Origin of the sequence: Ochrobactrum sp. MYb379 (assembly GCF_037479515.1) — a bacterium.
GTDB lineage: Bacteria > Pseudomonadota > Alphaproteobacteria > Rhizobiales > Rhizobiaceae > Brucella.
Genome location: NZ_JBBGYW010000019.1, coordinates 70,008 through 82,540 on the forward strand (window position 1 = coordinate 70,008; position 12,533 = coordinate 82,540).

The window sequence follows — 12,533 nt, forward strand, 5'->3', positions numbered from 1 at the left end:
ATCATGGCAAGACATTCCTTTTTCTGCGTCGACGGACATACATGCGGCAATCCAGTGCGGCTGGTTGCAGGTGGTGGCCCAAACCTCGTTGGCTCCAACATGATGGAAAAGCGCGCACATTTCTTGCGCGAGTATGACTGGATTCGCACTGGCCTGATGTTCGAGCCGCGTGGCCATGACATGATGTCTGGCTCGATCCTCTACCCACCAACACGCGATGACTGCGATGTTGCGGTGCTGTTTATCGAAACATCCGGCTGTCTGCCGATGTGCGGTCACGGCACCATCGGCACTGTCACTATGGCGATAGAGCAGGGACTTATAACGCCGAAAGTTCCGGGTAAGATCAATCTCGAAACGCCTGCCGGTCTGGTTGCAATCGAATATGAGCAGAACGGGCAGTACGTTGACCGCGTGCGCCTGACAAATGTTCCAGCTTTCCTTTATGCGGAAGCGATGGAAGTGGAATGCCCCGATTTAGGCCTTCTCAAGGTTGATGTTGCCTATGGTGGAAACTTCTATGCGATTGTCGAGCCGCAAGAAAATTACACCGACATGCAAGATTATTCCGCGCTACAACTCATTGCGTGGAGTCCGGTGCTGCGTGAGCGCCTGAATGAGAAATATAAATTCCAGCATCCGGAGCTGGCTGACATTAATCGCCTTACGCATATTCTTTGGACAGGCAAGCCGACGCACCCGGAAGCGCATGCCCGTAACGCGGTTTTCTACGGGGACAAGGCAATCGACCGTTCGCCTTGCGGAACCGGCACTTCGGCCCGTATGGCGCAGCTTGCGGCCAAAGGAAAGCTCAAGCCTGGTGACGATTTTGTGCATGAATCCATCATTGGATCGCTGTTTCATGGCCGCGTAGAACGAGCCGTGGAAGTTGGCGGCGGGGCGGGAATCATCCCTTCAATCGCCGGTTGGGCACGCATGACCGGGTACAATACGATCTTCATTGATGATCGTGATCCGTTCGCACACGGATTCACTGTTGCGTAAAACCGGTACGGCTGGCAAAAATAGGGATCTGATCCCTATTTTTTGTCTGTGACGCCTCGTGAAAAATATGGAATAAGGTGCCTCAACTAGGAGAAAAATATATATACAAGGCGCTTTTTAGGGGACATAACTAGTTTGTGGAGGAAGTAAGTCATTAGCCTTTTGTCTGAGACAAAAGGGGCTTGCAATCCTTAATACAGCCGTTAGGTGTAATTATCCGGGAAAAAAATGAAGGCGCACGAAATAATGATGCGTCAATAAAATCCCGGCAGAGTTAAATGGGTGGCTTCTCGATGGAATATTTCTTCCAGCAGGTGATCAACGGGCTCGCGCTCGGATCGATTTATGGCCTGATCGCCATCGGTTACACGATGGTCTACGGCATTATCGGCATGATCAACTTTGCTCATGGTGATGTCTTTATGCTCGGCGCCTTTATGGCGCTGATTGTTTTTCTAATCATAACAACATTCATCGGTATGCTGCCAATTGCGCTCATGCTGATGTTGATGATGGTTGTTGCGATGCTTCTCACGGGGCTGTGGAGCTGGACGATTGAGCGGGCCGCTTACCGGCCATTGCGCGGATCGTTTCGCTTGGCGCCGCTGATTACGGCTATCGGTATGTCGATTGCCTTGTCCAACTTCGTTCAGGTGACGCAGGGACCACGCAATAAGCCGGTGCCACAGTTGCTCAACGGCTCTTACAGCATCTTCGGAACCGATGTGACGATCTCACTTAAGCAGATTGTGGTTATCGTTGTGACGGCCGTGCTGCTGACGATCTTCTGGTACATCGTCAATCGCACATCGCTCGGTCGTGCACAGCGCGCCTGTGAGCAGGATCGCAAGATGGCAGCGCTTCTCGGCATCAATGTCGATCGCGTTATCTCGCTAACATTCGTGATGGGTGCGATGCTGGCCGCCGTTGCGGGTACGCTTTATCTCTCCTTCTACGGCGTGATTTCCTTTGCCGACGGGTTCATCCCTGGCGTTAAGGCGTTCACTGCTGCGGTTCTGGGTGGGATTGGCTCGCTGCCAGGTGCCGTTGTCGGTGGCTTGCTCATCGGTCTTATCGAGGCCTTGTGGTCCGCGTATTTCTCGATCGATTACAAGGATGTCGCCGCGTTCTCGATCCTGGCAATCGTGCTGATCTTCATGCCGTCCGGCATTCTTGGTCGTCCTGAAGTCGAAAAGGTGTAATCATGGCCGTACAATCAGGTCCACGCCCGGATTCCCTTTTTGCCCGGGCCATTCGTGAAGGGTTCATTGCCGGTCTTGTGGCTTTGGGACTTTTCATCCTCATCGTCGGTTTCAAAACCGATCAGAATATTAGCAATGAACTTGTGCTGACTCAGCGCTGGGGCGCACTCGCAACCCTTGTTGCGATTGCCGCTGTCGGTCGCTTTGCCTTCATCGCTTTCCTGCAACCATGGATGCAGGAGCGGAAGTTTGAAAAAGCCAACCGCCCTGCGGTCGCTGCGCAAGAGCCATCATTTTTCCGCAGGCATTTCTCGCATTTCGGCGTTGCATTCCTCTTTGCCTATCCGATCCTGATTGTAGCACTTGTCGGTTGGCAAGGTTCGTTGAAATGGGTCGATAATTTTGGCGTGCAGATCCTTATCTACGTGATGCTGGCATGGGGTCTTAACATCGTGGTTGGCCTCGCAGGTCTGCTCGATCTGGGCTATGTCGCGTTCTATGCGGTCGGTGCTTATTCCTACGCTATTCTGTCCGCTTATTTCGGATGGTCATTCTGGGTTCTGCTCCCGATTGCTGGTCTTCTGGCCGCAACATGGGGCGTTATTCTCGGTTTTCCGGTTCTGCGTTTGCGGGGCGATTATCTGGCCATTGTGACGTTGGCGTTTGGTGAAATCATCAGACTTGTGCTGATAAACTGGACCGAGCTCACCAAGGGTACGTTCGGTATTTCGGGCATTGCCAAGGCAACGTTCTTTGGTCTTCAGTTTAATGCCAGCAAGGATGGTTTTGCGGCCTATTACGGCCTCACCTTCTCGGCGGCGCACTACAAATTCTTCCTCTACTATATCATTCTCATACTGGCGCTGATCACGGCACTCGTGACGATCCGTCTGCGCCGTATGCCGGTTGGTCGTGCATGGGAAGCGCTGCGTGAAGACGAAATCGCCTGCCGTTCGCTCGGTATCAACACCACCACGACGAAGCTCACTGCTTTTGCGACGGGTGCGATGTTTGGTGGTTTTGCAGGTTCGTTCTTTGCGGCACGTCAGGGCTTCGTCAGCCCCGAATCCTTCGTATTTCTCGAATCAGCAGTCATTCTGGCCATTGTTGTCCTGGGGGGTATGGGATCGCTTGTTGGGATTGCCATTGCCGCGATTGCGATGATCGGCGGCACGGAAATTCTGCGTGAAATGGGCTTCCTGAAAGCCATTTTCGGTCCAAACTTCACGCCTGAACTCTACCGCATGCTGATCTTCGGTCTTGCCATGGTGGTTGTCATGGTCTGGAAGCCGCGTGGATTTGTCGGAAGCCGCGAACCTAGCGCGTTCCTTAATCAGAAGAAGATGGTGTCAGGTGCCTTTACCAAGGAAGGGCACGGCTGATGGCGGAGACAAAAATTATGGCTGGCAATGGTTCGAAAGACACCATTCTTACAGTTGAGCATCTGTCGATGCGCTTTGGTGGTCTCGTCGCAATCAACGATCTGAGCTTCGATGTGAAGCGCGGTGACATCACAGCGATCATCGGTCCAAACGGTGCCGGTAAGACCACGGTCTTTAACTGCATCACCGGCTTCTATAAGCCAACGGGCGGTATGCTGACGATGCACCGGAATACGGGCGAGAAGTTCCTGCTGGAACGTCTGCCTGATTTCAAGATCACGCAGGATGCGCGTGTTGCACGTACCTTCCAGAACATCCGTCTGTTTTCAGGTCTGACTGTTCTCGAAAACCTGCTCGTCGCGCAGCACAACACACTGATGCGTTCGTCCGGCTATACGATCCTCGGCCTGCTTGGTTTTCCAACCTATCGCAAGGCTGCTAAAGACGCGGTTGAAAAAGCACGTCAATGGCTGGAGAAGATCAATCTGATTGATCGTGCAGATGATCCGGCTGGTGATCTTCCTTATGGCGATCAGCGCCGTTTGGAAATCGCGCGTGCTATGTGCACCGAGCCTGAAATCCTGTGCCTGGATGAACCGGCAGCCGGTCTTAATCCACGCGAATCGGCAGAGCTGAACAAGCTTTTGCTTGATATTCGTAAGGAAACCGGTACGTCGATCCTGCTCATTGAGCACGACATGTCGGTGGTTATGGAAATTTCTGACCATGTTGTCGTGCTTGAATATGGCACCAAGATTTCCGACGGTCCGCCGGAACAGGTCAGAAATGATCCGCGGGTTATCGCTGCTTATCTCGGTGTCGATGATGACGAGATCGCTGATCTGATCGAAGAGGCTGATAAACCGGGCGCTGGCGACCCTGCTGACTTTATCGCATCTCAGCTTGCTGAAGAGGCAATTGAGGAAGAAAAGGCACAGGAAGCCGTTCGCTTTGCTGGCGGACTGGCTGCGGCGCGTGACGGTACGCCTGACAATCTGACGCTCATCAAGGGTATTGGTGAAGTCAACGAAAAGAAGCTGAACGAACACGGCATCTATCATTTCGATCAGATTGCCGCGTGGAGTGAAGCCGATATCGTTCAGGCCGAAACCTATCTGGAATTTGATGGTCGTATTGCCCGCGAAGACTGGGTCGGACAGGCGGCACAGCTTGCCACTGGGCAGGCAACCGATTTTTCAGCGCGTGTTGAAGCAGGCAGCGTTCCAACAAGCCATAAGACCACTCCCGTAAAGGCTCCAAGAGCGCCGAAAGGCACCAAAGCTCCGGCCAAGCCTAAGAAGGGAAGCGAATGATGACGGCTGAAACCATGCAGACAAAACAACCGCTTCTGGCCGTCGAAAAGGTCGAGACTTATTATGGCAATATCCGTGCGCTCAAGGGTATTGATCTCACCGTTAATGAAGGCGAAATCGTAGCTCTTATTGGTGCCAACGGCGCTGGCAAGTCGACGCTGATGATGACCATCTTCGGCTCACCGCGTGCGCGTACGGGTCGCATTCTCTTTGGTGGCAAGGACATTACGGCCATGCCTCCGCATGAAATCGCCAAGCTGCGCATTGCGCAGTCGCCGGAAGGTCGCCGTATTTTCCCGCGTATGACGGTTCTCGAAAACCTCCAGATGGGTGCAAGCCTCGATAATCAGCAATATTTTGAAGAAGATGTTGCGCTGATGTTCGATCTGTTCCCGCGTCTGAAAGAACGTATCACGCAGCGCGGTGGTACACTTTCGGGTGGCGAGCAGCAGATGCTGGCTATCGCACGCGCACTGATGGCACGTCCAAAGCTATTGCTTCTGGATGAACCATCGCTCGGTCTGGCACCGCTGATCGTTAAGCAGATCTTTGAAGCGATCAAGGAGTTGAACCGCACGCAGGGTCTGACCGTGTTCCTCGTTGAGCAGAATGCGTTTGGTGCGCTCAAGCTTGCTGATCGCGGTTATGTTATGGTCAATGGATCAATCACTATGAGTGGCGCAGGCCGCGAACTGCTGGCTGACCCGGAAGTGCGCGCTGCCTATCTCGAAGGCGGAAGGCATTAAGGAGGAAAAACATGCAGGGAATTCTCTACGAAGAACCGTCATTCTGGCTGTTTTTTCTCATCACTTGTCTTCTCGGCGGTTGGGCCGCATGGATGACAGGACGCGCCTGTGCGCAGACATGGCGGACTTATCCGCAGCTTCTGCTGTATCTCATCCCATTGGGTGCGGCGGTGCGTTTCATTCACTATGCTTTGTTTGAAGGCACGCTGCTGTCGTTGCATTATTATCTGGTCGACCTTGTCGTCCTGATGATCATTGGAACAGTAGGGTTTCGTTTTACCCGTACCAAGCAGATGGTACGTCAGTATAACTGGCTCTACGAAAAGGCTTCGCCACTGAGCTGGAAGGCAAAATAATTCAAAGCTTCGCCGTAAGAGACATGCAAAACACTGCTCTAGAGCAGTCGTTCTGAAAATAAAAAACTAAAATGCTCTGGCGGCGGAGTTTTTCTAAAAGATCACGTTGAACAAACAGAATTCAGCGTAGATATTGCTGGGTAATCAGCAAGAAAATAAGCGATGCAAAACATCGTTCGGGGTAACTATAATCGGGAGTTCAAGTAAATGAAGAAATCGCTTTTTTCAGGCGTTGCTCTTGCAGCAGTGATGGCTTTCAGTGGCTCGGCTTGGGCAGACGTGCTTTTGGGCATCGGTGCACCATTGACCGGTCCAAACGCTGTTTACGGCGCTCAGATTCAAAAGGGTGCTGAAGCAGCTATCAAGGAAATCAATGATGCCGGTGGTATCAATGGCGAAAAGATCACGATCACGCTCGGCGACGACGTGTCTGATCCGAAGCAGGGCATTTCCGTTGCAAACAAGTTTGCTGCTGATGGCGTGAAATATGTGATCGGCCACTTCAACTCCGGCGTTTCGATCCCGGCTTCTGAAGTTTATGCCGAAAACGGTATTCTCGAAATCTCGCCAGCTGCAACCAACCCAGTCTATACCGAGCGCGACCTCTGGAACACGTTCCGTACCTGTGGCCGTGATGATCAGCAGGGCATTGTTGCCGGTCAGTACATCTTCGATAATTACAAAGATGGCAAAGTTGCCGTCATCCACGACAAGACCCCTTATGGTCAGGGTCTTGCCGATGAAACCAAGAAGAAGCTGAACGAACTTGGCGTGACTGAAACCGTCTATGAAGGCGTGAATGTCGGCGAGAAGGATTTCTCCGCGCTCATCGCTAAGCTCAAGCAGCAGGGTGTTACCGTTCTTTATTGGGGCGGTCTGCACGCTGAAGCTGGTCTCATCATCCGTCAGCTCGCTGATCAGGGTCTGAAGGTTCAGTTCATTTCGGGCGATGGTATCGTTTCGAACGAGCTAGCTTCTATCGCTGGTGATGCGGTTGCTGGTACGCTGAACACGTTTGGCCCAGATCCACGTAATGCTCCGGCAAATGCTGAACTCGTCAAGAAGTTCCGCGATGCAGGCTTTGAACCAGAAGCTTACACGCTCTATTCCTATGCGGCTGTTCAGTCGCTGGCAGGTGCTGCAAAGGCCGCTGGCAGCAATGACCCACAGGAAATTGCGAAAGCGCTGAAGGAAAAAGGTCCGTTCCCAACTGTGCTCGGCGAACTTTCTTATGATGAGAAGGGCGATCCGAAACTCCCAGGTTACGTAATGTATAAGTGGGAAAAGGGTGCTGACGGGAAATATACTTACATTCAGCAGTAAGCTTTTCGTAGTATTATTTCGTTTTGATGATAAGTGCCCGGCTATATGCCGGGCATTTTTATTTTAGAAAATAATAAATGAATGACATCATGCGTAAAAAACATGATTTATAGTTGAAAATAAACTGGACAATCAAAAAGCAAGATAATCTAACTACTGCAACGACTTTAGCTGGCGTTTATCGCGGTGGATAATTCGTTACCCTGAGGAGGGGTGAATGAGGGCGCATCCCGAAAAGTGCGAAACGGTTTTCGGAAGAGATGCGCGTCAAAACAAGTATCTAAAGCGCTGATCTTATTCAATCAGATCGAAAGGCGCTTTAGTCAGGGAGTGGTTGAATTGAAGAAATCCTTATTCTGTGGCGTCTGTCTTTCTGCTTTGGTTGCAATGGGCGGAAGCTCTTTTGCTGATGTGTTGCTGGGCGTCGGTGCGCCGTTGACCGGTGGTCAGGCTGCTTACGGCGAACAGATCAAGCGCGGTGTTGAGGCTGCAGTTGCCGAAGCCAATGCTAAGGGCGGCATGAACGGCGAACAGATCACGATCGTTTATGGCGATGATGCTGCCGATCCACGTCAGGGAATTTCCGTTGCAAACAAGTTCGTCGGTGATGGCGTTCAGTTTGTAATTGGTCACTTCAATTCTGGCGTCAGTATCCCGACATCAGATATTTATGCAGAGAACGGCGTGTTAATGATTGCGCCAGGTACGACGAACCCAACGTTCACTGAGCGTGATTTGTGGAACACTTTCCGCACATGCCGCCGTGACGATCAGCAGGGCATCGTCGCAGGTAAATACATTGCCGACAACTACAAGGACGGCAAGGTCGCCATCCTTCATGACAAGACCCCTTATGGTCAGGGCCTTGCCGATGAAACCAAGAAGTCGCTGAATGCCAATGGCAAGGAAGAAACGCTTTATGAAGGCGTCAATCAGGGCGATAAGGATTTCTCAGCGCTGATTTCGAAGATGAAGGCAGCAGGCATTACCGCTGTTTATTGGGGTGGTATGCACCCGGAAGCAGCACTCATCATTCGCCAGATGGCCGATCAGGATTTAAAGGCGCAGTTCATTTCGGGTGACGGCATCGTATCGAACGAACTGGCTTCGATTGCCGGTGATGCGGTTGCGGGTGTTCTCAATACTTTCGGTCCAGACCCACGTGATGATGCAGCCAATGCTGATCTGATCAAATCATTCCGCGATAAGGGCTTTGAGCCAGAAGCTTATACTTTCTACGCTTATGCGGGCGTACAGTCGCTCGTTGATGCAGCCAATGCCGCTGGCAACAACGATCCGCAGGAAGTTTCGGCTGCTCTGAAGGGCAAAGGCCCGTTCAAGACAGTTCTTGGCGATCTTTCCTATGACGCAAAGGGTGATCCAAGCTTGTCGCCTTACGTGATGTTTGAGTGGCGCAAGGGTGATGACGGAAAGTATAATTACTTTCAGAAGAAATAAGCGAGACTCGCGCTGATGAGGTGAATACTGAACAGTGTTCATTTGGTAGAATGCACTATTCGTTGAATAATGCAGGGCATTCTGCCTCATATATTAGCAATTTTTGCTTTAATTTTCAGCAATGTGCCCGGCTTTTGGTCGGGCATTTTGTTTTTATCTCCTGACTGCACAGTTTGTTTGCGCTTGACTATTTTGCAGGTTAAGCAAAGTCATATCTATCATTGCAGATTGGGAGTCCTGCCTTGCCCATTAGAAAAATTCTGGTCGCCAACCGTTCAGAAATTGCTATCCGCGTGTTCCGTGCAGCCAACGAACTTGGCATTCAAACGGTCGCTATATGGGCAGAGGAAGATAAACTCTCATTGCATCGCTTTAAAGCGGATGAAAGCTATCAGGTCGGTCGCGGTCCGCATCTGGCGCGTGATCTCGGACCGATTGAAAGTTACCTGTCGATTGATGAAGTCATTCGGGTGGCCAAGCTCTCGGGTGCCGATGCGATCCATCCGGGCTATGGCCTTCTGTCGGAAAGCCCTGAGTTTGCCGATGCCTGTGCTGAAAACGGCATTATTTTCATCGGTCCAAAGCCAGAAACCATGCGTCGTCTTGGCAACAAGGTTGCAGCACGTAATCTCGCGATTGAGATTGGCGTTCCGGTGGTTCCTGCAACTGATCCGCTGCCCGACGATATTGAAGAAGTTAAAAAGCTTGCCGCCAAGATCGGCTATCCGTTGATGCTCAAAGCCTCATGGGGCGGTGGTGGTCGCGGTATGCGCGCCATCCGTGAAGAAGCGGACCTTGATCGCGAAGTGGTCGAAGCCAAGCGCGAAGCCAAAGCCGCGTTCGGCAAGGATGAAGTCTATCTCGAAAAGCTGGTTGAGCGCGCACGTCACGTTGAAGTGCAGATTTTGGGCGATACGCACGGAAATGCGGTTCATCTTTATGAGCGCGATTGTTCGATCCAGCGTCGCAATCAGAAAGTGGTTGAGCGCGCACCTGCGCCTTATCTTAATGATGCGCAGCGTCAGGAATTGGCTGGCTATGGCCTGAAAATCGCTCACGAAACCAATTATATTGGTGCGGGCACGGTCGAATTTCTGATGGATGCCGATACCGGCTCCTTCTACTTCATCGAAGTGAACCCGCGCATTCAGGTGGAGCATACCGTTACCGAAGAAGTAACGGGCATCGACATCGTTAAGGCCCAGATTCATATTCTGGAAGGCTATGCGATTGGAACGCCAGAATCCGGCGTGCCGGAACAGAAGGATATTCGCCTCAATGGTCATGCGCTTCAGTGCCGTATTACCACCGAAGATCCTGAGCAAAATTTTGTCCCTGACTATGGACGCATTCAGGCCTATCGCTCGGCATCGGGCTTTGGCATTCGTCTTGATGGCGGCACAGCCTATTCGGGCGCGGTGATTACGCGCTATTATGATCCGCTGCTGGTCAAGGTGACGGCTTCGGGCTCAACGCCGATTGAAGCCATTCGCCGTATGGATCGCGCGCTGCGTGAATTCCGTATTCGCGGTGTTGCGACCAATCTCACCTTCGTTGAAGCGATCATCAATCATCCGAAGTTCCAATCGAATGATTACACGACGCGTTTCATCGATACGACGCCAGAACTCTTCACACATATGAAGCGTCAGGACCGCGCGACCAAGCTTCTGACCTATGTTGCTGATGTCACCGTCAACGGTCACCCTGAAACCAAAGGTCGGGCACTGCCATCGCAGGATGCTGCAAAGCCCGTTGTGCCGTGGTTTGGCGATCGTCCGGTGGTGGATGGTACTAAGCAGTTGCTTGATAAGCTTGGGCCGAAAAAGTTTGCCGAATGGATGCGCAATGAAAAGCGCGTTCTGATGACCGACACGACTATGCGTGATGGGCATCAGTCGCTGCTGGCAACGCGTGTGCGTACTTATGACATTGCGCGCGTGGCCAATGCCTATGCGCAAGCACTCCCGAACCTGTTCTCGCTTGAATGCTGGGGCGGTGCGACTTTTGACGTGTCGATGCGCTTCCTCACAGAAGACCCATGGGAACGCCTCGCGATGGTGCGCGAAGGCGCGCCAAACATCCTGCTGCAGATGCTGCTGCGCGGTGCGAATGGCGTTGGCTACAAGTCCTACCCGGACAATGTGGTGAAGTATTTCGTGCGTGAAGCAGCGCGGGGCGGCATGGACCTGTTCCGCGTGTTCGATAGCCTCAACTGGGTTGAGAACATGCGCGTGTCGATGGATGCAGTGCTGGAAGAAAACAAGCTCTGCGAAGCGGCCATCTGCTACACGGGCGATATTCTCAATCCAGATCGCGCTAAATATGATCTCAAATATTATGTTGATCTGGCCAAGCAGGTTGAAAAGGCTGGCGCGCATATCATCGCTGTTAAGGACATGGCAGGCCTGTTGAAGCCTGCTGCGGCCCGCGTGCTGTTTAAGACGCTGCGTGAGGAAACCGATCTTCCAATCCATTTCCACACCCATGATACATCGGGCATTTCGGCGGCAACTGTGCTTGCTGCTGTCGATGCAGGTGTCGATGCAGTAGATGCGGCAATGGATGCGTTCTCGGGTAATACATCCCAGCCATGTCTTGGCTCGATTGTTGAGGCGCTGCATGGTTCGGAACGCGATCCGGGTCTTGATACGGAAACAATCCGCCGCATTTCCTTCTATTGGGAAGCGGTGCGCAATCAGTACGCGGCCTTTGAAAGCGACCTTAAGGGACCTGCCTCCGAAGTCTATCTGCACGAAATGCCGGGCGGGCAGTTCACAAACCTCAAAGAACAGGCACGTTCGCTTGGGCTTGAAACCCGTTGGCACGAAGTTGCACAGGCCTATGCCGATGTGAACCGTATGTTTGGCGATATCGTCAAGGTCACGCCGTCGTCTAAGGTTGTGGGTGACATGGCGCTGATGATGGTCTCTCAAGATCTGACTGTTGCTGATGTCGAAAACCCGGACAAGGATATTGCTTTCCCGGATTCGGTCGTTTCGATGATGCGTGGTGATCTTGGTCAACCGCCATCGGGTTGGCCTGAATTGCTTCAGAAGAAGGTGCTGAAAGACGAAAAGCCATTCACGGATCGTCCGGGTTCGCTACTGCCTGCCGCTGATCTTGCTGCAGAGCGCAAGTCGATTGAGGAAACGCTTGGCCGTGAAATCACGGATCAGGAATTTGCTTCCTACCTGATGTATCCAAAGGTCTTCACCGACTATGCGGCGGCGCAGGAAAATTACGGTCCGACCAGTGTTCTGCCAACGCCGGTTTATTTCTATGGCTTAAAGCCGGAAGAAGAAGTCTTCGTTGATCTTGAACGCGGCAAGACACTTGTGATTGTTAATCAGGCAATGTCTGAAACCGACGAGAAGGGCATGGTCACTGTGTTCTTCGAACTCAACGGTCAGCCGCGCCGTGTAAAAGTGCCAAACCGTGCCAAGGGTGCTTCGGGTGGCGTGAAGCGCAAAGCGGAACTCGGCAACGACAAGCATGTCGGTGCGCCAATGCCGGGTGTCGTGTCCACTGTCGCTGTTTCTCAGGGTCAGAATGTGAAAGCTGGCGATGTACTGCTGTCCATCGAAGCAATGAAAATGGAAACGGCGCTTCGTGCTGAACGCGATGGTTCAATTGCCGAAGTGCTCGTGCGCCCCGGCGAACAGATTGACGCGAAGGATCTTTTGATCGTCTTTGGAGAGTAATTCCTTTCTTAGGAAACCTGAAAACGCCGCGCTCTGAAAAAGAG

General features: G+C 52.2%; 9 protein-coding genes. All 9 read left to right on the forward strand.

Annotated elements, in window-relative coordinates:
• Positions 1-3 precede the first annotated feature (3 nt).
• Positions 4-1,005, forward strand: coding sequence for a 4-hydroxyproline epimerase (locus WH356_RS21725; protein WP_339514596.1), 1,002 nt, complete (start codon positions 4-6; stop codon positions 1,003-1,005).
• 293 nt (positions 1,006-1,298) lie between these two features.
• Positions 1,299-2,207: a branched-chain amino acid ABC transporter permease gene (locus tag WH356_RS21730; RefSeq protein ID WP_339514614.1), complete on the forward strand. Its 909-nt coding sequence runs from the start codon at positions 1,299-1,301 to the stop codon at positions 2,205-2,207.
• Between the two features lie 2 nt (positions 2,208-2,209).
• Entirely contained in the window at positions 2,210-3,589 is a 1,380-nt protein-coding gene (livM, locus tag WH356_RS21735; RefSeq protein WP_339514598.1) for a high-affinity branched-chain amino acid ABC transporter permease LivM, read from the forward strand.
• Positions 3,590-3,606: 17 nt separating this feature from the next.
• Positions 3,607-4,902 carry an ATP-binding cassette domain-containing protein gene (locus tag WH356_RS21740; RefSeq protein ID WP_339514616.1) on the forward strand — a complete coding sequence of 432 codons (1,296 nt, stop codon included), beginning with the start codon at positions 3,607-3,609 and terminating at the stop codon, positions 4,900-4,902.
• Entirely contained in the window at positions 4,902-5,648 is a 747-nt protein-coding gene (locus tag WH356_RS21745; protein ID WP_250041340.1) for an ABC transporter ATP-binding protein, read from the forward strand. Before WH356_RS21740 ends, WH356_RS21745 begins: the two co-directional genes overlap by 1 nt.
• An 11-nt stretch (positions 5,649-5,659) precedes the next feature.
• Complete coding sequence (locus WH356_RS21750) at positions 5,660-6,004, forward strand: DUF6867 family protein (protein WP_339514600.1); 345 nt, start codon at positions 5,660-5,662, stop codon at positions 6,002-6,004.
• A 207-nt stretch (positions 6,005-6,211) separates the two neighbouring features.
• Positions 6,212-7,327, forward strand: coding sequence for a branched-chain amino acid ABC transporter substrate-binding protein (locus WH356_RS21755; RefSeq protein WP_339514602.1), 1,116 nt, complete (start codon positions 6,212-6,214; stop codon positions 7,325-7,327).
• Positions 7,328-7,666: 339 nt separating this feature from the next.
• Positions 7,667-8,785: a branched-chain amino acid ABC transporter substrate-binding protein gene (locus WH356_RS21760; protein ID WP_339514604.1), complete on the forward strand. Its 1,119-nt coding sequence runs from the start codon at positions 7,667-7,669 to the stop codon at positions 8,783-8,785.
• A 242-nt stretch (positions 8,786-9,027) separates the two neighbouring features.
• Positions 9,028-12,489: a pyruvate carboxylase gene (gene pyc / locus WH356_RS21765; RefSeq protein ID WP_339514606.1), complete on the forward strand. Its 3,462-nt coding sequence runs from the start codon at positions 9,028-9,030 to the stop codon at positions 12,487-12,489.
• Positions 12,490-12,533 lie beyond the last annotated feature (44 nt).